Raw genomic sequence first — 21,270 nt, forward strand, 5'->3', positions numbered from 1 at the left:
TCATCGTCAGATCCGCGCACCGACGGGGGAGCGCGGGGAGGTGAGGACGGTTAGCGTGTCAGGCCGAAAAGTGGGGCGGTCGCATCAAGCGGCCGCCCCATCTTCTTAGCCCGTAAGCGTCGCTAGACGCTGTAATACATGTCGTACTCGATCGGGTGTGGCATCATCTCGAACCGCTCCACCTCTTCCATTCTCAGTTCGAGATAGGCGTCGATCGCGTCGTCGGTGAACACGTTCCCCTTCTTGAGGAAGGCGCGATCCGCATCGAGCGACTCGCAGGCCTCGCGCAGCGACCCGCACACGGTCGGCACTTTCTCCAGTTCCTCCGGCGGCAGATCGTAGAGGTTCTTGTCGATGGGATCACCGGGATGGATCTTGTTCTCGATGCCGTCGAGACCGGCCATCAGCATCGCCGAGAAAGCGAAATAAGGATTGGCGGCGGGATCGGGGAAGCGTACCTCGACGCGCTTTGCCTTGGGGCCCGATCCGAGCGGAATGCGGCAGGACGCCGAACGATTGCGCGAGGAATAGGCCAGCAGCACCGGCGCCTCGTAGCCCGGCACCAGTCGCTTGTAGGAGTTGGTGGTCGGGTTGGAATAGGCGTTGATGGCTTTGGCGTGCTTGAGGATGCCGCCGATATAGAACAGCGCCATCTCCGACAGATCGGCATATTTGTCGCCGGCGAAGACCGGCGTTGAGCCCTTCCAGATCGACTGGTGGGTGTGCATGCCGGAGCCGTTGTCGCCGAAGATCGGCTTCGGCATGAAAGTCGCGGTCTTGCCGTAGGCCTGCGCCACGTTGTGGATCACATATTTGTAGATCTGAATGGCGTCGGCGGTTTTCACCAGCGGACCGAACTTCACGCCGAGTTCGTGCTGCGCCGCGCCTACCTCGTGGTGATGCTTCTCGGTGACGACACCCATGTCCGACATCACGCTCAACATCTCCGAGCGCAGATCCTGTGCCGAGTCGATCGGCGGCACCGGGAAATAGCCGCCCTTCGTGCGTGGACGGTGGCCGAGATTGCCCATCTCATATTCGGTGTCCATGTTCGAGGGGAGTTCGATCGAGTCGAGCTTGTAGCCGCAATTGAACGGCTCGGCGCTGAAGCGCACGTCGTCGAACACGAAGAACTCCGGCTCCGGCCCGAACACGGCCGTATCGCCGACGCCGGTCTGTTGCAGATAGGCTTCCGCCTTGCCCGCGATCGAGCGCGGATCGCGCTCATAGGGTTCGTTGGTCAATGGCTCGAGCACGTCGCAGAACACGGCGAGGGTGCTTTGGGCAAAGAACGGGTCCATCACCGCGGAGTCCGGATCCGGCATGAGTTTCATGTCGGACTCGTTGATCGCCTTCCAGCCGGCGATCGAGGAGCCGTCGAACATGATGCCGTCGGTGAACGCCTCTTCGTCCATCAACCGGGCATCCATCGTCACGTGCTGCATCTTGCCGCGCGGATCGGTGAACCGCACATCGACGAATCTGATATCTTCGTCCTTGATCTTCTTCGCGATACTTTTAGCGTCTTCTGCCATTTTACTCCCCTGTCAATTTGCACGTTTCTGGCCGGCGCCCATGCATTGGCGCCGGATGGTGCCGACCCGCAGGATCAAACTGCCGATCACGTGACGTCAGATGGCATCGTCTCCGGTTTCACCGGTCCGAATGCGCACGGCTTCCTCTACATTGGACACGAAGATCTTTCCGTCCCCGATGCGTCCGGTTTTCGCAGAGGCAATGATGGCGTCAATCGCCTTTTCCACCATCCCGTCTCCGACCACGAGCTCGAGCTTCACCTTCGGTAGGAAATCGACGACATATTCAGCGCCGCGATAGAGCTCGGTATGGCCCTTCTGGCGGCCGAATCCTTTAGCTTCGGTCACGGTGATCCCTTGCAGGCCGATCTCCTGCAGGGCTTCCTTCACTTCGTCGAGCTTGAACGGCTTTATGATCGCTTCGATCTTCTTCATATTGGTGCTGCACCTCCCCTGGACGCGAGAAGCGCGCCGATATGCGCGCTTCCGCCCGTCAATAGCAAGAACTGTGTTTGGCCCAAGCACGCCCTATGCCAATCCTGAGGGCAGAAATTATACCGTCTTTTCAAGACCATGATGATTGGATCGATCTCTGGGCAGCGAACGATGCCCACACTTTGAGCGGTTTGCATATCAAATAGGCAAATCGAGCGACGTTAAGTCTGGAAATGCGATGCCGTGTTCCATGATCGAGCTTCTAACCGCCAAAGAGATGGCGGAGGCCGATCGCCTCGCCACTGACGGCGGCGTCCCTGGTCTCGCCCTTATGGAGAATGCGGGGAGGGCGGTGGCAGAGGAAGCGGGCCGGCGGTTTCCGGATGCGGGGCGCGTCGCTGTGTTGTGCGGCCCCGGCAATAATGGCGGGGACGGCTTCGTCGCGGCCCGCCATCTCACCGACCGCGGTTTCGCGGTCCGGCTTGGCTTAGATGGCGACCCGGAACACCTCCCGGGGGATGCCGCCGCGATGGCCAAGCGCTGGACCGGTCCCATCGCGCCTCTTGGCGCGGAGCTACTCGACGGCGCGGAGCTACTCGACGGCGCGGATGTCGTGGTGGATGCGCTCTTCGGCGCCGGACTTGCCCGCCCGATCGAGGGCAGCCTTGCGGCGTTGATAGGCTCGCTGAACGCAAGCGCACTCCCTGTCATTGCCATTGACGTTCCGAGCGGCATCGACGGCACGACGGGGGGCGTAAGGGGCATCGCCGTGAATGCGACCGCCACCGTGACTTTCTTCCGGCTGAAGCCGGGGCACCTGCTTTTGCCGGGCCGCGCTCACTGCGGCGAGACAAGCCTGGTGGATATCGGCATTCCCGACAGCGTGCTCGACACGATCCGCCCGCAGACCTTTGTCAACACGCCCGACCTTTGGCGTCCCGCTTTTCCCTGGCCGCAGCCGGAACGTCACAAATATGACCGCGGGCACGCCGTCGCCGTGTCCGGACCCGCTTATAGCACGGGCGCTGCAAGGCTTGGCGCACGCGGCGCCTTGCGGATCGGCGCAGGCCTCGTCACGGTTGCGTCGCCGCGCGACGCGATCCTCGTCAACTCAGCGCAACTGACGGCCATCATGGTCCGCGAATCGGACGATGCCCGCGGGCTCGCACAGCTTCTCCAAGACAGGCGCAAAAACGCGGTCTTGATCGGACCCGGGATTGGAGTCGGAGAAGGTACCAAGGCGCTGGTCTTGGCGGCACTGGCCTCGCGCGCCGCCATTGTGCTCGATGCTGACGCGATCACCTCCTTTGCCGCTGTGCCCGAAGCTCTGTTTGCGGCCATCCGCTATCACGGCGCACCTGTGGTTCTCACGCCTCATGACGGCGAGTTCGCACGCCTCTTCGGCGACATCGAGGACGAGTCCAGGCTGGAGCGCGCACGTCAGGCTGCGTCGCGCTCAGGCGCGGTCGTCGTCCTCAAGGGAGCCGATACGGTCGTTGCGGCGCCCGACGGGCGCGCCTCCATCAACGCCACCACGAGCCCCTTTCTCGCAACCGCAGGCACCGGTGATGTGCTCGCGGGCATGGTGCTCGGGGTGCTCGCGCAAGGGATGGCCGGGTTTGAAGGCGCAAGTGCCGCCGTTTGGCTGCACGGTGCTGCGGCGGAAAGTTTTGGACCGGGCTTGATCGCCGAGGATTTACCGGAAATGCTGCCGCAAGTGCTGCTTGCGCTTGCCCCCGAATGACCCTTTGTTGACACACTCCTATTTTATGAGAAATGAGAGGAAGGCTTGAGGGGAGCGCTCGTCTCAACCGACCATGGCCACGGCAATCCTTAGACTTTTGGGGGCATTCCTCCTTCTTGCGACGCTTGCCCAAGGGCAGGCGGGGGCTGAGGAAGACGTCACCCTTCTGCGTGCGCGGGAGGGTGCTGCGGCGCTTCTGCGCGGGCAGTACGACAAGGCCATCGCAGCCTATGACCAGGCCTTGCAGGCCAAGGAGATCGCCGACTTCGTCGAGGCCAATATCTATAGCGATCGCGGCATCGCGAAATGGCGATTGAAGCGTACCAAGGAGGCGGTCGGCGATTTCAACAAGTCGATCGAACTCTCAGCCGAGAATCCCGCGGTCTATAACAATCGCGGCAATGCCCTGATCGATCTCGGTCACGCCGACGAGGCCGTGAAGGACTTCGATCGCGCAATTACGCTGTCGCCGACCTATGGGCCCGCTTACAACAACCGCGGCAACGCGCATATGACGCTTGGCCAGTACGCAGCGGCGTTCCAGGATTTCCGGAAGGCAGTCGAGCTGATGCCGACCAGCGCCGTCCCTTTCAATGGACGCGGGAAGGCCCACGCGGAGCTCGTTCGCTATCATGCTGCCGTGCGCGACTTCAATCGCGCGCTTGCTCTCAATGCCAAGTATGAGCCGGCTTACCGCAATCGCGCAGAGACCTATCTCGTCCTCGGGAAATATCGCGAGGCGGCGGACGACGTGACGCTGGCGCTGGCATCGCAGCCGGAGCAGCCCGAGCTTCTGCTGATGCGCGCGCGTGCTTATGATGGCGACAAGAAATACATCACGGCGCTTGAGGATTTAAACAAAGCGATCGAGCTCAAACCGGAACTCGCCGCGGCTTATATTGAGCGCGGCAACGTCTTCACCGCGGTGCGCCGCGTCGATGACGGCATCGGCGATTACACCCGCGCCATCGAGCTCGATCCCAAAAATGTCGATGCCTACGCGTTGCGCGCCTCAGCGAAGCTACAGATCCTTGCGAAGGAGGGCGAGCCGGCTCCCGCGGACGCAGCCCTGGCCGACGTCAACCAGGCCCTGCTGCTCGCCCCCGACAATGCCCTCGCGCTCCGCGTCAGGGGCAACATCTATGAGGCGCTGACCCGCACCGATGACGCCATCGCCGATTATCGCCTGGCTCTCGCCAAGGATCCTTTTCAGGCCGAAAGCCGTATGGCGCTAATGCGTCTGAAGCAGGAGGTGCCTCCCGAGGAAGGCACCCCTCTGGACGCCCCGGTCTCCGACTGGGTGGTGCGCGAGCCCTCGCCCGGACGCTTCATCGCTAGCAACCCGAAATATCCGGCACTGCGTGCCGACCTCGAAATGTTCGGCTCGGGTAAGCCCAAGATTTTGGAGTGGAGCCTGATGAAAGACGCCCTCGCTGGCATCGGCCTGCTGCGCTATTACGCGGGCGACCTCGGCCAAGCCGACGAAGGCAGTCTCGAATACGTCGCCATCGTGGATCTTTACGCCAACAAGGTTGTGTCCATCGAGCCGCATAGCTGGGGCTCTAATGCCGCGCAGTGGAACTGGCAGGCTGTCTCCGTCGTCGTGACCGACCCCGAAGGCAACGCCAACGAGATCAAGTTGCGAAAGCCGAAAGCCGCAAGACCCGTCGCCCGCCAGGATGATTCCTGGCCAGGCCGTGTTGACAGAGGTAGAGAACCACGGCGCGAGGGCTTTGAGGGCGGTACCCGCGAAGCCAGGAAGGGCGGCCGCCGTGGCGGAGGCGGGGGTGGGGGCATCTTCAACTGGCTCTTCCAGTGAACCTCTGGCACTTGCTGATCTGCCAACCGGTTACCTCCCTCGTCAACTCAGCCTGAATGAGACCTGATGACAAGATTTCTCGCCAGCGTTCGCGACGCCGCCGAGGCCGAGCTCGCTCTCGGCGCCGGCGCCGACATTATTGATATGAGGGAACCCGGCCGCGGCGCGCTGGGTGCTGTCGACGAGGAGACCGTCAGACTGTGCGTGCGTGCCGTTGCCGGACGCGCCTGCGTGAGCGCGACGGTGGGCGATCTTCCGATGCACGCTCCCACATTGCGGGAGGCCCTCCGCCGTCATGGCGACTCTGGCGTCGATTTCCTGAAGCTCGGCATATTCCCCGATTGCAATGCTGAGCAAGCCTTGCTCCCTTTGGCAGACGAGCCCCGCGATCGCCTCATCCTCGTCTTGTTTGCCGATGCCTTGCCGTCTTTCGATGCGGTCGCGGTCGCCGCGAGACTGAATGCCAAAGGCGTAATGCTCGACACCATGGCGAAAGGCTCAGGCTCGCTGCTCGACCATTTGAGCCTCGATCTCCTTGCCGGCTTCGTGGCCACCGCCAAGGCGCATGGTCTGATGGTGGGTCTTGCCGGCTCGCTGCGGACTCGGCATGTCGAAGCCTTGCTTGCGCTGCGCCCTGACCTGCTCGGGTTTCGGGGCGCGCTATGCCGGGACGGCGCGCGGGGGGGCTCCCTGGATAGGACCGCTTGCGGGATAATGCGCGACCTCATCCCAGGGTCCGAATCGCGTTTGCCAAAAACCCGGTTCACGGATTTGGCCTCTGGCGCGTTGTGCTAGAGCTTCAGGACTATTGGACCTGATCTCACGGAGCCAGCTTGGATGGCTGAAGGACTTCAACGATCCCCAGCGACTGGCCGCGCCACAGGCTACGACCGTGTGTTCGTCCACGATCTGGTCCTCGATTGCGAGATCGGCGTTTATACCAATGAGAAGGGCGTCACCCAGCGCGTGCGCTTCTCCGTCGATGTGGATCTGACCCCGGCCGCTTCCGCCCTCGACCACAATATCGAGCGGACGTTCGATTACGACCTCATCATCAAGGGCATCAAGGGCATCGTCGCGCACGGCCACATCAGCCTGGTCGAAACCCTGGCCGAGGATGTGGCGGCCCTGTGCCTTGCGCACCCGCGAACCGCCACCGTCACGGTGCGCATCGAGAAGCTCGACAAGGAGCCGGGCGCCGTCGGCGTCGAGATCCGCCGCGGGCGGGAGGGCTGATCGCCGTGACGGGACAGGCTGTGACAGCGAAGCGTTCAAAGGCGAAGCGGCCGGAAGAGCGCCCCGTCGTGGTCAAGCTCGGCGGCAGCGTCGTGCGCTCACCGGAGCTCAACGCCTGGCTTGCGGTGATTGCGGCTGCCCCGCGTCCCACCATCGTCGTGCCCGGCGGGGGCGCCTTGGCCGATGAGGTCCGCGGCTGTCAACAGAGCCTCGGCTTCGGTGACGGGCCCGCGCATCGCATGGCGCTCCTTGCCATGGACCAGCTCGCCTGGGCGGTTGCCGGTCTGCATGCCGGCTTTGAGGTCGGCGAGAGCGAAGCCGCCCTTTGGCAGTCGCTCGCACGGGGCCGCGTCGCGGTCTGGGCGCCTTATGCCTTGATTGCCAATCGCGCCGACATTCCGGAGTCCTGGAGCCTCACCTCCGACAGTCTCGGTCTTTGGCTCGCGGGCAAAGTCGGCGCTTCGCATTTCTTTCTCATCAAATCGATTGCGCGGCGGGGAACAAGCGCCGGCGCCGCGCAGCTCTGCCGCGACGGCATCGTCGACCAGGCCTTCCCCTCCATGTTGAAAGACGCGGGCATCCCCACATATCTGCTCGGCCGCGGCGATCAGGAGGCGTTCGCCGCCTGCATGGCGGGAGGCTCTCTCTGCGGCGCCGCCATTGACTAAGGCCTAGGCGTTCAGCATCACGCAACCTATGACGAGGCATTCTCCAGCCGCGCTGGAAGATGGCATTTCAGGCTTGAGACCGCGAGCGCAAGCCAATGGCTGAAAGCATTCTCTTCATCACCGGGCATTTGGCGCGGCCGCGGCTCGAAGCTGTGCTCCAGAGCATGAACGGTGCCTTCGATTGGAAGGTATTCGATATTGGCGTGAAGGTTGCGGCCCTGATGACCGAGGAGATCATCCGGCGCCGGCTGCCGCAGCCGATCGAGGTGGACAAGATCTTGCTGCCAGGTCGCTGCCGCGCCGATCTCCATCGGTTGAGTGAAAGCTTTGGCGTGCCGTTCGAGCGCGGACCCGACGAGCTGAAGGACATCCCCTATTATTTCGGCCGCGCCCGCAAGGCCCTGGACATGAGCAAATACGACATTCAGATCTTTGCCGAGATCGTCGACGCGTCCGCGCTGCCGGTCCAGGAGATCGTGAAGCGCGCGGAGGACTATCTTCGTCGCGGCGCAAACGTCATCGATCTCGGCTGCCTTCCCGACACGCCGTTCCCGCATCTCGAAGCCGCGATCAAGGCTTTGCACGCCAAGGGGCACAAGGTCAGCGTCGACTCCGCCGACCCGGAGGAGCTGCTGCGCGGGGGCAGGGCCGGCGCCGATTTCCTGCTCAGCCTGAGTGAGGACACGCTCTCTATCGCCGATGCAGTGGCCTCCACGCCGGTGCTCATCCCGAAGGAGCATGGCGACATGGCCTCGCTCTATCGCGCCATGGACGCGCTCGATGCCAAGGGGCGCGCCTATCTCGCCGACCCGGTCCTCGATCCCATCAATTTCGGCTTCACGGAGTCGCTTGGCCGCTACGCCACGCTTCGGCACGAGCGCCCGGAGGCCGAGATCCTCATGGGCACCGGTAATCTCACCGAGCTCACCGACGCCGATACCAATGGCATCACGGCGGTTCTGCTCGGCATCTGCTCGGAGCTGCACATCCGCAACGTGCTGGTGGTGCATGTCAGCCCGCATACGGGACGCACCATCGAGGAGCACGATCTCGCCCGGCGCATCATGTATGCCTCGCGCGAGCAGCATGACCTGCCCAAGGACTACGACAGTGGCCTGCTCAGCCTGCACGCGCGCCGCCCGTTTCCGCTCACGCCAACCGAAATTTTCGAAAGCGCTTTTGCCGTGCGCGACAACAATTTCCGCGTCGAAATCGCCGAGGATGGCGTCCACATCTTCAACCGCGACGGTCATCACATCGCCGACGACGTGTTCGAGTTGTTCCCGAAGCTCGGGGTCGAGCAGGACGGGGCGCACGCCTTCTATCTCGGCGCAGAGCTCGCGCGCGCGGAGATCGCCTGGCGCCTCGCCAAGCGCTATGCCCAGGACGAACCGCTTGATTGGGGCGTCGCCGCCGACAAGCAAGATGACGACAAGACGCGGCTCAGGGAAGCCGGGCATACCCTGATCACCAAGCGCAAGCGCGAGCCGTCGGAATGAAAGCCATGTCGTCATGCCGATGATCCGCGAAACCATCGTCACCACGCTGAACGAGCAGGGTAAGGTTCATATCGCCCCGCTCGGCCTCATCGCCGACGGCGACGGCTGGATCATCGCGCCCTTCCGTCCCTCGACCACCCTCGACAATCTGCGCACCACGCCCTTCGCCGTGGCGAACTTCACTGACGACGTGCTGGTCTTCGCCGGCTGTCTCGTGGGCCAAAAGGATTGGCCGACGCGAGCGGCGGAACGCGTGCCGGGCGCCGTGCTTGACGCGTCCCTCGCGCACGCCGAGCTCCAGGTGCGCGAGATCGAGGAGGACGATCTTCGGCCGCGGTTTCATTGCCGCATCGTCTATGAGGCAAACCACGCGCCCTTCAAGGGCTTCAACCGCGCGCAGTCCGCCGTGATCGAGGCGGCGATCCTGGCGAGCCGCGTGCACATGCTTCCGCGCGAAAAGATCGAGCAGGAGCTTGCCTATCTGCAGATTGCCGTGGAGAAGACCGCCGGCCCGCGCGAGCATGAGGCCTGGCGCCTCCTGATCGAGAAGATCGAGGACCATTACAAGCACCCCTCCACCTAGCCCCGGTGCTAGACTGCAAGGGATGCGAGGCCCGGTGAGGTTGCGCGTGCTTTGGAGGAGAGTGCGACGATGAGAGCGCCGCTCTGCATGCATCACGCGGTTGCCGTCCTCGCGCTGTTGGCGATGCCGGTGCAAAGCGCACTCGCAGCGCCGGACTCCGGCGCCGCCATCGAAGGGAAAACCATTCTCGAGGCGCACTGCGCTCGGTGTCATTCGATCGCGGCGACCGGGCCGAGCCCGCTGAAACAGGCGCCGCCGCTTCGGGAGATCTATCTCCGCGATCCTATTGAAGAGCTGGAGGGCCGATTCGCCGAAGGGATGGGCTCGCGTCATTGCGACATGCCGCAGATTCAGTTCTCGACCGAGCAGGTCGCCGCCCATCTTGATCTATCTCGGCAGCATCCCGGCATGGACCCCGCGAAACGGGAGCGTGCGCCTGTTTCTGGAGACATGCCTCCCTGACAGCGGCCCGGGACTATTTCGGTCCCACGTCGACGGGATTGTAGCGCGCGTCGACGCAACGCTCGCCGTTCCAGAACTTATACTGACCGCAGCTGAGCGGGCGCGGCGGCGGCATCGGCACAACGACCACTGGCGGTCTTTCGACGATGATGGGTGCCCCTTCAACCACGATGTTCGGAACGGCGTAGGGGTCATATCCGCGCCGGCGCCATTGGCGGCGCCAATAGTCGACCTTCTCGATCATCGTAGGGGCGGCGGTCGCGGCGAAAACCTTCGGCACGCGTGCGGCGCTGCCGGCGGTCGGAGCCGTGATGAAGCCAGCGGCAATGAAGGCCGCCATGAGGGTGAGGACGTGACGCATCTGACGCTCCGTTCGTTGGGCTCGCGCACTCTTACCCTTGGAGCGTCGGCCCCGTCCAGGGAATGCGGGAGCAAGATCAATAATCTCTTGCACGCGTTAACCGCGCAGTCGCTCGGCGCGGTCGTCCTAGAGCCGGATCCTCTTATGTCCCGCTCTAATCGGACGCCGCAAGGCGCGTGCCGACAGAGGCGAGCAGAAGCTCGTAGGCGCGGTCGACGATCTCCTCGAGCGACTTGGTTCTGGCGAACATGGCCTTGGCCTTCGCCGACAGTTCCTCGCGGCTCGGCATATGCGGCAGATGCAAGCTGCCCAGCACCTCGGTCGTGCGGTCATGCGCGCGGGTGAGGCTCTCCCGCAACGCTGAAAGCTCGGGCCCGTGGAGGGCCGAGGCGATGACAAGCGCAATCCGCTCGGAATTGAAATGCGCCACGAGTTGCTCGGCCGCGCGGTTGATGACGGCCCCACCCAGCCGCTGCTCATTGCGCAAAACCTGCTCGGGCGGTGACCTCAGCCCCCACACGAGACCGGTCCATGACAGCGCTCGGAGGATGTAATAGGTCGGGTCGATCTCCCACCATTTGAAACCCTGGCGGACGCTGCTCTGAAACGCATGGTGATTATTGTGCCAGCCTTCGCCCATGGTGAAGACCGCCAGCAGCCAGTTGTTGCGGGAATCGTCACCGGTCACATAGCGCTTGCTGCCGCTGACATGGGCTAGCGAGTTGATGCAGAAGGTCGCGTGATAGACGAGCACCGTGCTCCAGAAAAAACCGACGATCAGGCCCGGCCAGCCGGCGGCGAGGAAGCAGAGCAGGGCGAGGATGATGGCCGGGAGCAGTTCGAACTTATGCAGCCACCGCAACTCGGGATAGCGCGCCAGATCCGCGACCTTGGAAGGGTCGTACGTGTCGTGCCGCCGCGCAAAAACCCAGCCGACATGGCTATACAGGAAACCCGTATGCCGCGGTGAATGCACGTCGTGCTCGGTATCGGAATGCAGGTGGTGATGCCGATGCTTGGCCGCCCACCACAGCACGCTTTTCTGCGCGGTGCTCTGCGACAGAAAGGCGAGGATGAACTGGAAGACCCGGCTGGTGGAGTAGGCGCGGTGGGAAAAGTAGCGATGGTACCCCGCGCCGATTGCGAAGATGCGCAACCAGTAGAGCGTCACGCAAATGGCGATCGCTTGCCAGGTGATGCCGGACCAAATCGCCCCGAAACAGGCGAGATGCACCAACACGAACGGAATGGCGGACGGATAGACGATGTCGTCATGCTCGCCTTCGACGCCGATGTCGGGGGCCATAGTGTGATTCTCCACGTGTCTCTCTGCTCCATAATATAGGACGTGTTGTGTAAGGGTAGCAGGCGTTGCTAGGGCCGTTATGTATAGAACTGAACGGCCCTGCCAACGTTCCGCGAGGCTAAGATAGCGTCTTACCCCCCCCTCTGCCCTGTGGGGTGGAGGCATGTCGATCCGCCAGAAGGGCGACCGCCACGGCCGGCGCGCAGGAGGCTGCCAAGTCGCCGGCTGCGTCGTCCACCTCGATAAGTTCCGCAAAATCGAGATAGGCGCGGCCGCGCTGCGCCGCAAGGCGCTTGGCGATAAAGCGTCCACAGCCGGCGCCGACGATCGGCGCCCCGGCGCTGAGTCCCTCTCTTGCGATCAGGCTGGTGGCCGCCGCCTCGATCTGGCCAAGCTGACACGCGGCGAAATAGTGAGCCACCGCCATCCAATCCCCGTCTGCGCCTTCAGCTTCATCGCGGCCCAGCATGCGGGCAAGCCGCGCCGCGCTTTCTCCGCGACTCTTGCCGCGCTGGTCGGGCGTGGGGTAGGGGTCTTTATCCTCTGTCAACTCGCCGGTCAGGCGGTAGACGTCTGCCATCGTGGCGAAGCGCTCCGCGGCGACCCCTTGCATGCGTCCCCTGAACGGCACCTCGCGTGAAATCGCCATCACGGGGGTGCGCACCACGCCCGCATAGATCAGTTCACCCTCGGTCAGCCGCTCGCCGTCGCTATAGCCGTTTGCGGCAACCTCATTCGCGGCAACCGGAATCAAATCCGTCGTCGTCGTGCCGGTGTCGACCAGCAAGGCCTCGCCGGCATGAGCGGTGACCAGCGCAGCGCTTGCGTGCCAATTTGCAGAAGCGACGTCCTGCACGCGAAGGCGCGCGTCCTCTGCGCTAAGAAACCCCGCGCGACCTCCATAGATGAGAAGCTCTTGGCCTGCGCTTGCCGCCTGCATCAGCGCAACCAGATAGGCCACGCCCTCGTTTCGATTGGCGAAAACATCGGAAAGTTCTCCCGTCATGGTTACGGCATGGAGAGAAGCCTTTGGGACCAAAGTCAGCGCCTGGCCCAGCGCGTCGTCGAATTTGCTGCGATCCTGTTTGATGGAGCAGGAAATTTGCGCCACCTTCGCAATGCGCTTGCCCTCAAGCTGGGCAAGCTTCAGGTTGGCGCCGCCAATATCCCAGCCGATAACCGTCATGGGGCGTCCATTCGCCTCGTTACGGGATGTCTGCCCGCCATGGACGTGAGGCATCGACGCCCGCTAAATCGGGTTGCCGCAACTGTGTTCGGCCCCCAAACCCGAGAGTGATGATGAGCGAATTCAGTGTCATCCCCGTCCTCGATCTCAAGGACGGCAATGTCGTCCATGCCGTCGGCGGCAAGCGTGCCGATTATCGCCCCATCGGGAGCCCGTTCGGCAGCGCCGATGATCCACTGGCGATTGCCCGCGGCCTGCTCGACACCGCCGGCGCGCGCACGCTTTATATCGCCGACCTCGATGCCATCGCGGGCACGGGCAATAATTTCGAGCTTTGCCGCGCCTTGGCGGATCGTCTTCATGGCGTCACGCTTTGGATCGATGCCGGCTTCTCCGACGTCACGGATTGCCTGTTCTGGCTTCCTCTCGGCGCCACCCTGGTCATCGGCAGCGAAAGTCTCGCGAGCCTCGATCCCTGGGAGGAGATCCGCGCCAGTTTCGGCAAGAGCGCCATGCTTTCCCTCGACTTCGAGGGCGAAAGCTTCCGTGGCCCTGCGCCGTTGTTTGCGGACGCGGAGCGTTGGCCCGAGCAGCTGATCGTCATCAGTCTCGCCAGGGTCGGCACCGGCACCGGCCCGGATCTTGAGCGCCTTGGCGTCGTCTGTGAGCGCGCGGGCGAGCGGTCCGTGATTCTGGGGGGCGGAATCCGGGATGCTGCCGACCTCGCAAAGGTCGCGCAGTCCGGAGCATGCGGCGCCCTGATCGCGACGGCGTTGCATACCGGGGCCATCACACAAAAAGAGATCGCCGCCCTCGCGTGAGAGCGGCGATCCCGTCAAAGACATTTCAATGTCTGCTGGCCCGTCTGGCCATCCGTCGTTCTCGCAGCTTCTGGAGCCACCGCCGAATCGGGCCCGGACCATCGTCTCTGCCGGATGTTCCCCGACCTGGGGGTTCTCCTTTTCAACCGGCCGCGAACGGATGGTGGGCAGCGTCCTTCTTCGACGTCACTTCGGAGGCCTTCGGCTCGCCTTTGACGGCGCGGGCAAGGGCTTCCTTGGTGGCTTTGTAGTTGAAGTCCTGGATCTTCTTGTCGTCCTTGGCTTCCCAATGAATGAAAACGCCAACGCAGATAAAGAGATCGTCGGCCTCATTGGCGGGGATCACGCCCTCGGCCACGGAGTCGGCAACAGCCTTCGCCACGGCATGTTGGGCCGGGCCGAACATCTGCACCGCCTGGCGCGCGTCCTTGATGGTCACTTTGTTGTACAGGATCGTCGGCGGCTTACACATAAGGTTCGGCGCGACCAACGCGAGTAGGGTGGTAAAGCCGTCCTTGTTGTTCGTCAGCGCATTGCAGAATGCGGTCTCGACAGCGCTTCCGCGCGGGCCGAGCAGCAGATCGATATGAGCAACTTCGTTACCGTCGCCGACGAGCGATTCGCCGACACTAACACCAGTGATTTTGGCCATGAGCCAACCCCTCCCTATACTGAGACGTGGTTCTAAAAGGAAACGGCGCCGCCGCCGATGTGGCCGGCGACAAGCCGACGAAAGTGCTTTGGCTGATGCGCCTCCGTCCGCAACTCTTAGGTGAGCTCCGCGGGCTGAACATAGGCCGGGGCCGGAAGGATCGGCAAGTCGATTGTTCGTCGCGGGCAAATCGATTTTTGCCGGATTAGCAACCTTTTTTCTATCCTTGCAGTGCGGCCGCGAACAGAGTCGCAACCGTCAGGTCCGCGCTCGTGCCGGGATTGAGGCCGCGATCCTTGAGCGAGCGGTCGAATGCAAGCAGCGGCGCTCGCATCGCCTCTGGAGTTTCGGCAGCCGTCAGGCTGGCCTCGATAGGCGCTGCTTCCTCCAGCACGCGGGCCGCGACGCGGCTGCCATGCCTGCGCTCGATCAGGCTGTCGGGGATCTGAGCGAGGAAGCCGAGATAGAGGAATGTTACGGTCCAAGGGCCCATGCCCCAATGCGCAACGCCCTGCTCAAGCCGGGGCAAGCCGAGATCGAAAATATCGACGAAGTCGTGACAGTAGTTCCAGGCGATGCGGTCGCGCGTTTCGGCCGCGCGCATGGCCTCGAGCAGACTGACGGTCGGCGGCGATGCCACATCGTGCTCGGCAGCGGCTCCCAGGCCGCCTGGGCCTGCCTGCCTGATGGCGGCATAGGCCTCTTCCGCGTCGTCGACGCTGAGCCTGGCCAGGATCTTGGCCAGGCGGCTGCGCAGGTCGCCATCGCCATCGCCAAGCGCGGCCGCTGCAAGCGGCGCGGCGAGGAGAATGATGCCGAGATTGGTGTTGTGGCCGACGACCTCCCTGGTCGCCTCCACGGCCAGCCGGATGCGCGTGCCGACCGAAACATCAAGCGCCGAAATCGGCGGCGCGGCCGCTTCTGCGCTCGCCGCGAAATCGACGAGCATCATGCGGTCATCGTCGCAGTAGCGATGCACATTGCCCGGCTTCAACGCGTCGAGTTCGGCAAGGCAGGCGTCTTGAAAGGCGCGTGCGACGGCCTGGGGGGTCGCGCTCAAGCGCCCTCGCGGCCCTCGGGCGCTCAAGCGCCCTCGCGGCCCTCGGCGCGCTCGGGGAGGAGGGCGGCGCCGAGAAAGGCGTCAACGACACGATCGGAGATGCGCATGCGTGTCACCCGCTGCAATCCGTTCCAGGCAGGCATAGAATTCACCTCTAGTACCAGAAAACGGCCATCCGGTGCCTGAATGATGTCGACTCCGGCATAATCCGCGCCGACGCATTGCGTGGCCCGCACGGCCAGATCGACGATATCCTGCGACGGAATGGCGGCCTTCGCCTTCGCCCCTTGCTTGATGTTGGTGATCCAGCTCGCGCTGTGCCGGATCATGGCGGCGATGACGCTTCCGGCGCAGACGAAAACGCGCCAATCCTGGTGCTGGCGCTGCGCTGGTGGGATGAACTCCTGCAAATAATAGACGCCGTTCACCTCCTCCTGCGGTGCCAAATCGGCAACGCTTTCGATAAGGCGTAAGCCTTTGCCTTGTGCACCGAAGAGGGGCTTTTGCACGATCTTCTTGCCGTCCGCCAGAGATGCGCGTGTGAAGCGCTCCGCGTCGTCGCGACGAACTCCGGTCCAGGTACGCGGCGTGGGAATTCCGGCGCGATCGAGAAAGAAGGTCGTGGTGGATTTGTCGACACAGCGCTCGATGGCGCGGGCGTCGTTCCAGACCGTCACGCCAAGCTCGCGCAAGCCATGCAGCACGCCGAGATACATTGTCACCTGCTCGAAGCTGCCACCTGGAACGAAACGCACAAAGGCTGCCTCGGGCAGCCTGTCGCCGAGGCCGGGAATGGCGAGGCCCGATGCGGTTGCCGTGTCGAGGCCGCAGGTCGCAAGCGGCGCGACGAGCGGCCTGATGCCGCGCGCCCTGAACGCTTTCAGCAGGCTGCGCCCGTGCCAGTCGCGGCCGTCCCCGAAAAGGATGATGGAGGCGTCGCTTCTGCCGGACTGGGCCATGGACCTAGCTGAAGGAGCGCGAGAGCACGGCGGTATCGATATAGCCCGCCTCGAAGCTCTCGCCGCTTTTCAGCGCCGTCACCGTCACCATGGCGGGGCTGAACAGCATCGGGTCTATGGCGTAGAAGTCGCCTTTCACCGCCGCGAAGAGATCCGCGAACGGCTTGCCGTAATCCTTGGATTTGAGACTCGGCAACTGCTCGGCCAGCTCGCGCGCTTCCTTCGCGCCACCCGACACATAGAGCTGCACGCGCCCGCCATAGATGATGGCGTCGTTCGTGCGTCCCATCGCCTTGATGAAGTCCGGCGAGGGGGGCGGCAGCGGCACGGTGGCGATGCCGTCGATGATGTGATCGAGCGCGAAATGCAGCTCGTGCGATTTATGCATCGCCACTTCGAGACAGCGTGCGGCGATCTGCACCGTGCCGGCGAGACTCGATGTCGGGGCATAAACGAAGGTCAGCCGGTCCGGAGCGAGACCACAGGCCTTTGCCACCTCCTCGACGAGGATGGCGGGCGGCGGTCCTTCGGCTTCCAGCACGAGGCAGGCGCTGTCGGCCTTATCGCGATAGCCTAGTTCGTCGAACAACTTCTCCGAGGAGCCCATCGCGCGCGCTGGTCCTGAGCCCAGCACGGAATATTTCTTGCCGTCCTCTTTGGCCGACAGGCTCCAGCCAGCATATTGGGAGCCGAGACAAGCGAGCACCGGCTGGCTCGTATGCACTGTCACGAGAAACGGCCACGAGCTTTGCGGATCGGCGGCTTCGAGCGCCACCCGGCCCAGACCTCCGAGGCAGATCTCGGCCATTATGCGCCCTGCCTCCAGCCCGCCCACGGCCTTCACTCCGCAATCGATGCGGCACTCACCGAGCGAGCCCCGCGTTACGCCGACGCGCAAGTCGGCGGCGTTGTCGATAAGAGCTTGCACGAGCGGCGCCACCGTTGCGTTGACGCTCGGCCAGTCATCATGTGTGCGCTTTGCGTCCGTTTTTTTGTTCATTGTCGTTTCCCCCCGGGGTGGCCGTACACAGCGGCCAGAATCAGTGAAATGCGTTCCGCAATAAGTTTTTTGGCGCCTTCTGATGTCCTGGCGCGGGCCGCAACAGTGCATATCGGACGGTCTTTGTCGATCCGTTCGCCGGGGCCCGGCATATCCATGGTCCAGGCCGGCCAAATGACGTCCTTGCCGATGCTGACAGCTTCTGATGCATAGACGATTGCCGAAGCGGCGGCGTCCTCAAGCTTGAGCAAAGCGTCGGGTAGTTTCTGTTCCAAAATAGCCTCCAGATGCAGCTGGAGGAGGGGCATGTCGCCGCAATCGAAGATGTCGAGCGTGGCTCCGGGCCGCGGATTGATCTCCAAAAGAAGGGCGCCCGTGTCCCCAACGACAAAATCGGCGCTCGCCAGCCCCCCGACCGCGAAGGCGGCAGTCACCTTGCCGACAATGGACGTCATCATGCCCTCAAGGGCCGCGGGGAGCATGGTAGGCCGCACCGCGCCCCCATAGCGGAATGGCGCGTTCCGCTTTGGCGCGGTCCATTGCTCGCTAAAACCGAGAACGGTCGCGCCAGTGCCGTTGCCCACGAACAGAGCCGACACTGCGGACCCGGGCATGATCTCTTGATAGTAGCCGTCGTCCCTGGCGACCTGGCGCGGAAGCTTGACGTGGCTGCCGCCGGCCCCGCCACGGCGCTTCCTGAGCCATCCCGTCATGGAAGGAGGAGGACTTGTCGTCGTGCGGGGATGCTTGATGTCGAGTTGCTTCAGCGCGCCGAAGAAGGACTCCGGTGCCTTGAGCCGTGTCACCGTCGCGGTGTCGTTGCCTAGCAGCAGCCAGCGCTCTGCGATGCGTGCCAACAGCTGCGGGCGATCCTCGAAGCCAGCGCCGTAGACGACGCCCAGGACGGGCGACGGCGCTTCGGCTTCCAACTTCGCGAGTGCGCGCTCCAGCGCGGCCCACGTGAAGCCGCGTTTGATATTGCCGGCGACTTTGCGGCAGCCCTGCGAGATGGTTCGCGTGTCCGTGTCGGCGAAGAAATCGGCGACCAGCGGGTTGATGCCCGCTCGTCTTGCGGACTCCGCGAGCGCGCGCCCCGAGATGGCCGCGATTAGGATGGACGCCCGATCAGCCGGCGAGCTTTTGGGCAAGGTCGTAGGCTTCCCGGAAGTCGAGATAGACCGGCTTCTCGGCCTTGATCATGTCTTGGAAGAGTCCGGCCTCGGTGCGGTATTTCACGTTGCCGACCGCGAGCGCGCCGATGCCGACCGCGTCGATCCCCGCGATGGGCTTCGCATCATCGTTGACGCCCACGTCCTCCACCCCTGAGGGCGGCACGGCGTTGACGTCGGTCACCACGCGCAGCTTCGACGCCTGCTTGAGTTGGTCGAGCGTCAGCAGCCGCCGTCCCGCGGGGCCTGCGGCAAAGATCACATCGGCCTCGCGCACGAGATCCGTCTTCTGCTCTTCCATACTCCCGTCGGCATAGTCGATATGCGCCGCGAAACGAGCGTTGGCTTCGTCTGCCAGTTTGCGCACGCGGTCGGGTCCGTCGTAGCCGACAAGCGTGGCTTGGGCGCCTTCGAGCCCAACAATCACGGCGGAGGCGAAGCCCACGACGCCCGTGCCGCCGAACACCACCACGCGCTTGTCCTTCAGCTCTAGGGAAAATTTCTCGCGCAGCGCCTTCTTCGCGCAGGCGACCATCGCCGCGGCTGTGGTGAAGGATCCCGCTGGGTCGGCGAACACGGAAATTTCGAAGGGCGGCACCATCGCTTTCTTGGCGCGGTCCATCATGTCGAGCGCCTCGATGGCGCGCTTGCCGCCGATGAACATGGCCGTCCGCTTAACGCCCTCGGGGCTGCGCGAGAAGATCGCGTCCTGCACGAGGCCCGTTACGTCATCGAGCGTCACATTGGTATAGGGGATCGCCGCGTCATAGCCCGCATCGAGGCCCATGTTCACGTCGAACGGGCTCATATGCTTGAGCGGCGTGATCATGTGCAAAATGCGCGGTGGCCCCATCCTCGTCCGTTCTCCCATTCATGCCGTGTTGATGGCGGCGATTGCTTGCCCCGATGTATCATACCGGGCGAGGCGGCAAAGGGTCTCATGCGCGCGCCGCGCTTAATTTGGGCTTTAGTGTGTGATGATCTCGGCCCCGTCGTTGCGGCCCTGCGCAAGCTCGAAGCGGAGTCCGGCGCCCGCCCGCTCTTGGAGCTGCGCGAGAAGGGCTTGGCCCTCGGCATCGCTCGGCACGAACGCGAAGCCGGTCGGCCCCCAAGAGCTTTGCCCCAGGCCGCTCAGGCCTTGATCCCGCAACCAGGCGATCGCCTCGCCGACGCCCTGGCTCACGAACATGCCTCCCTGGAGGGCCCCGAAATAGGCGCCCATGGCGGCCTGCAGCGCGCCAACCTGGTCGCAGAAGCCCGCAAAGTCATGATCTTCGACGGCCGCGAGACTGCTCTGCACGCGTCGCGCGAGCTCTTCTGTTTCGGCATCGGGAAAGGCCGGGAGCGTTTGGAAAGCGGAAATTTCATCCAGGCCGGAAAGCCCCACCACCTTCTCATCGAAGATCAGGATCACGCGCCATTCTTCGGGGAAGGGCAGGCGGCTGATGAGCGGCGGCAGCCCTTTCTCCGCAGGACCGCCGTCGAGCACGAGCCCGCCTAGCGCGAAGGTCGCGATGCCGATGCCTGAGCGCCCTCCGCGCCCGAGCTCTTCCGCGATCTCGGCTGGATTGAGCGCGATCCATGCAAGAACAGCGAAGGCAGTGCCGACGGCAAGCGCGAGCTGCGTGCCCGAGCCGAGGCCGGCATGGGGCGGGATCGCCTCCTCGATGCGAAGCTCATAGGCCTGCGCAACGCCGCAGCGCTCCGCGATCGCCTCCAGATAGCGCTGGGCGCGCCCCGCTTCAGGCCCGCTCACCGCCGTTGTCGCCGCTTTCCGCAAGCTGAGCCGCGTGCGCGGGCGGTCGAGCGACAATCCGAAGCTGCCGAAGGGGCGCGAACCCTTGCCGCTTGGGTCGAGAAAGCCGAAATGCAGCCGCGCGGTCGTTGTGACCGTCGCCACATTTCGCGGTTCCAAAGGCTCTGTTTCGCGGCGGCGCGCGGCGGGAAAGGCCTCTTCCATTGATCGGCTTGAAGCCTCTGATATGCTCTATTGCAAGGAAGCCCCGCACTTTTTCAAAAGAGAGGCACGATGGCAACGGCTGAGCGCACCTATAGCGATGCCGAAATTGAGGAGCGGCTCAAGAAGGAACTGCCGCATTGGCATCTCGAAGGCGGTTGGATCCGGCGCAAATACAAGACCAACAGCTGGAAGGGCACGCTGATGGTCATCAACACCGTTGGCCACCTCGCCGAAGCCGCCTGGCACCACCCCGACATCACCGCATCCTATGCCTGGGTCGAGGTGCGGCTGACAAATCACGCCGCCAAGGGCATCACCGACAAGGACTTCGAGCTCGCCAAGAAGATCGAGGACGTCGTGCATTGGCAGCCCGCGACCGAAGGCGGCGCGCTGGAAGGCTGCCCGGCGGACGACATGCGCTTCGCTTATATCAAATACGACAAACCCAAGAAGTGAGTGGGCCCGGAAGGGGCTTTCGCCGGCGTCTCGCTTTCCCTTCGCGTGCTTGCGCCCCTTTCGCCACCTGTTTAATCGTGCCTCCCGATGGTGGCGAAGGTCCAGCGGGGGGATGGCAGCGAGGCAAGCGCGCTTGAACGCGCGGCGGAACTTCTTGGCCGCGCCCGCTTGCCCGTGATTGGCGGCCTCTTGACGGATATCGGCGGTGCGCAGGCGGCGATCGCTCTGGCGCAAAAGCTCGGCGGGATCATTGACCACGCCGCCGGCGACAGCCTGACACGCGAGGCGCGGATCCGCCGCGAGGCGGGCACCTCGGCCGCGAGTTTCGGCGAGGTGCGCAACCGCGCCGACGTGATTGT

Annotated in this window: 22 protein-coding genes and 1 pseudogene; 11 read left to right on the forward strand and 12 right to left on the reverse strand. The window is 63.8% G+C overall.

Annotation, left to right across the window (positions count from 1 at the left end):
- Window positions 1-122: 122 nt before the first annotated feature.
- Together glnA and ACR2J1_RS01085 are read right to left on the reverse strand one after the other, a co-directional pair.
- Entirely contained in the window at window positions 123-1,535 is a 1,413-nt protein-coding gene (glnA, locus tag ACR2J1_RS01080; protein ID WP_434017493.1) for a type I glutamate--ammonia ligase, read from the reverse strand.
- 96 nt (window positions 1,536-1,631) lie between these two features.
- Window positions 1,632-1,970, reverse strand: coding sequence for a P-II family nitrogen regulator (locus ACR2J1_RS01085; protein WP_434017494.1), 339 nt, complete (start codon window positions 1,968-1,970; stop codon window positions 1,632-1,634).
- Between the two features lie 250 nt (window positions 1,971-2,220).
- Between ACR2J1_RS01085 and ACR2J1_RS01090 the strand changes: the two genes are divergently transcribed.
- From ACR2J1_RS01090 to ACR2J1_RS01125, 8 genes are all read left to right on the forward strand, one after another.
- Window positions 2,221-3,714 carry an NAD(P)H-hydrate dehydratase gene (locus ACR2J1_RS01090; protein WP_434017495.1) on the forward strand — a complete coding sequence of 498 codons (1,494 nt, stop codon included), beginning with the start codon at window positions 2,221-2,223 and terminating at the stop codon, window positions 3,712-3,714.
- Window positions 3,715-3,811: 97 nt separating this feature from the next.
- Complete coding sequence (locus tag ACR2J1_RS01095) at window positions 3,812-5,533, forward strand: tetratricopeptide repeat protein (RefSeq protein ID WP_434017497.1); 1,722 nt, start codon at window positions 3,812-3,814, stop codon at window positions 5,531-5,533.
- A 66-nt stretch (window positions 5,534-5,599) separates the two neighbouring features.
- Window positions 5,600-6,328, forward strand: coding sequence for a (5-formylfuran-3-yl)methyl phosphate synthase (locus ACR2J1_RS01100; RefSeq protein WP_434017498.1), 729 nt, complete (start codon window positions 5,600-5,602; stop codon window positions 6,326-6,328).
- A gap of 42 nt (window positions 6,329-6,370) precedes the next feature.
- Window positions 6,371-6,769 (forward strand): dihydroneopterin aldolase, encoded by a 399-nt coding sequence (locus ACR2J1_RS01105; RefSeq protein ID WP_434017499.1) that lies wholly within the window; start codon window positions 6,371-6,373, stop codon window positions 6,767-6,769.
- 20 nt (window positions 6,770-6,789) lie between these two features.
- Complete coding sequence (locus tag ACR2J1_RS01110; RefSeq protein WP_434017500.1) at window positions 6,790-7,437, forward strand: uridylate kinase; 648 nt, start codon at window positions 6,790-6,792, stop codon at window positions 7,435-7,437.
- Window positions 7,438-7,532: 95 nt separating this feature from the next.
- Entirely contained in the window at window positions 7,533-8,936 is a 1,404-nt protein-coding gene (locus ACR2J1_RS01115; RefSeq protein ID WP_434017501.1) for a DUF6513 domain-containing protein, read from the forward strand.
- A 13-nt stretch (window positions 8,937-8,949) separates the two neighbouring features.
- Window positions 8,950-9,519, forward strand: a complete 570-nt coding sequence (locus ACR2J1_RS01120; protein ID WP_434017502.1) for a DUF447 domain-containing protein — start codon at window positions 8,950-8,952, stop codon at window positions 9,517-9,519.
- Window positions 9,520-9,588: 69 nt separating this feature from the next.
- Window positions 9,589-9,981, forward strand: a complete 393-nt coding sequence (locus tag ACR2J1_RS01125) for a c-type cytochrome (RefSeq protein ID WP_434017503.1) — start codon at window positions 9,589-9,591, stop codon at window positions 9,979-9,981.
- 13 nt (window positions 9,982-9,994) lie between these two features.
- Here ACR2J1_RS01125 and ACR2J1_RS01130 read toward each other — a convergent pair whose 3' ends face one another.
- The 3 genes from ACR2J1_RS01130 to ACR2J1_RS01140 form a co-directional block, all read right to left on the reverse strand.
- Window positions 9,995-10,342: a hypothetical protein gene (locus tag ACR2J1_RS01130; RefSeq protein WP_434017505.1), complete on the reverse strand. Its 348-nt coding sequence runs from the start codon at window positions 10,340-10,342 to the stop codon at window positions 9,995-9,997.
- A gap of 154 nt (window positions 10,343-10,496) precedes the next feature.
- Entirely contained in the window at window positions 10,497-11,648 is a 1,152-nt protein-coding gene (locus ACR2J1_RS01135) for an acyl-CoA desaturase (protein WP_434017519.1), read from the reverse strand.
- Between the two features lie 118 nt (window positions 11,649-11,766).
- The gene (locus tag ACR2J1_RS01140; RefSeq protein WP_434017507.1) at window positions 11,767-12,834 is read right to left on the reverse strand and encodes a hydantoinase/oxoprolinase family protein; all 1,068 of its coding nucleotides are present in this window, start codon (window positions 12,832-12,834) and stop codon (window positions 11,767-11,769) included.
- Window positions 12,835-12,947: 113 nt separating this feature from the next.
- Here ACR2J1_RS01140 and ACR2J1_RS01145 point away from each other — a divergent pair, with 113 nt between their 5' ends.
- Window positions 12,948-13,655 (forward strand): HisA/HisF-related TIM barrel protein, encoded by a 708-nt coding sequence (locus ACR2J1_RS01145; RefSeq protein ID WP_434017508.1) that lies wholly within the window; start codon window positions 12,948-12,950, stop codon window positions 13,653-13,655.
- A gap of 142 nt (window positions 13,656-13,797) precedes the next feature.
- On the opposite strand, the gene fae is transcribed toward ACR2J1_RS01145, so the two are convergent.
- The 7 genes from fae to ACR2J1_RS01180 all read right to left on the reverse strand — a co-directional run bounded on the left by fae (window position 13,798) and on the right by ACR2J1_RS01180 (window position 20,395).
- Window positions 13,798-14,307, reverse strand: a complete 510-nt coding sequence (gene fae, locus ACR2J1_RS01150) for a formaldehyde-activating enzyme (protein ID WP_434017509.1) — start codon at window positions 14,305-14,307, stop codon at window positions 13,798-13,800.
- Between the two features lie 220 nt (window positions 14,308-14,527).
- Window positions 14,528-15,367 carry a triphosphoribosyl-dephospho-CoA synthase gene (locus ACR2J1_RS01155; RefSeq protein ID WP_434017510.1) on the reverse strand — a complete coding sequence of 280 codons (840 nt, stop codon included), beginning with the start codon at window positions 15,365-15,367 and terminating at the stop codon, window positions 14,528-14,530.
- A 23-nt stretch (window positions 15,368-15,390) separates the two neighbouring features.
- The gene (locus ACR2J1_RS01160; RefSeq protein WP_434017512.1) at window positions 15,391-16,326 is read right to left on the reverse strand and encodes a RimK family alpha-L-glutamate ligase; all 936 of its coding nucleotides are present in this window, start codon (window positions 16,324-16,326) and stop codon (window positions 15,391-15,393) included.
- A 4-nt stretch (window positions 16,327-16,330) separates the two neighbouring features.
- Window positions 16,331-17,326 carry a methenyltetrahydromethanopterin cyclohydrolase gene (gene mch, locus ACR2J1_RS01165; protein WP_434017513.1) on the reverse strand — a complete coding sequence of 332 codons (996 nt, stop codon included), beginning with the start codon at window positions 17,324-17,326 and terminating at the stop codon, window positions 16,331-16,333.
- Complete coding sequence (locus ACR2J1_RS01170) at window positions 17,323-18,474, reverse strand: ATP-grasp domain-containing protein (RefSeq protein ID WP_434017514.1); 1,152 nt, start codon at window positions 18,472-18,474, stop codon at window positions 17,323-17,325. The genes mch and ACR2J1_RS01170 overlap by 4 nt, the downstream gene beginning before the upstream one ends.
- Entirely contained in the window at window positions 18,452-19,324 is an 873-nt protein-coding gene (locus tag ACR2J1_RS01175) for an NAD(P)-dependent methylenetetrahydromethanopterin dehydrogenase (protein WP_434017516.1), read from the reverse strand. The genes ACR2J1_RS01170 and ACR2J1_RS01175 overlap by 23 nt, the downstream gene beginning before the upstream one ends.
- A 138-nt stretch (window positions 19,325-19,462) precedes the next feature.
- Window positions 19,463-20,395 carry a GHMP kinase gene (locus ACR2J1_RS01180; protein WP_434017517.1) on the reverse strand — a complete coding sequence of 311 codons (933 nt, stop codon included), beginning with the start codon at window positions 20,393-20,395 and terminating at the stop codon, window positions 19,463-19,465.
- A gap of 129 nt (window positions 20,396-20,524) precedes the next feature.
- Here ACR2J1_RS01180 and ACR2J1_RS01185 point away from each other — a divergent pair, with 129 nt between their 5' ends.
- Window positions 20,525-20,911: a 4a-hydroxytetrahydrobiopterin dehydratase gene (locus ACR2J1_RS01185; RefSeq protein WP_434017518.1), complete on the forward strand. Its 387-nt coding sequence runs from the start codon at window positions 20,525-20,527 to the stop codon at window positions 20,909-20,911.
- Between the two features lie 87 nt (window positions 20,912-20,998).
- A pseudogene (locus tag ACR2J1_RS01190) lies at window positions 20,999-21,270 on the forward strand (formylmethanofuran dehydrogenase); the annotation flags it as partial.

Source organism: Methyloceanibacter sp., assembly GCF_050999895.1.
GTDB lineage: Bacteria > Pseudomonadota > Alphaproteobacteria > Rhizobiales > Methyloligellaceae > Methyloceanibacter.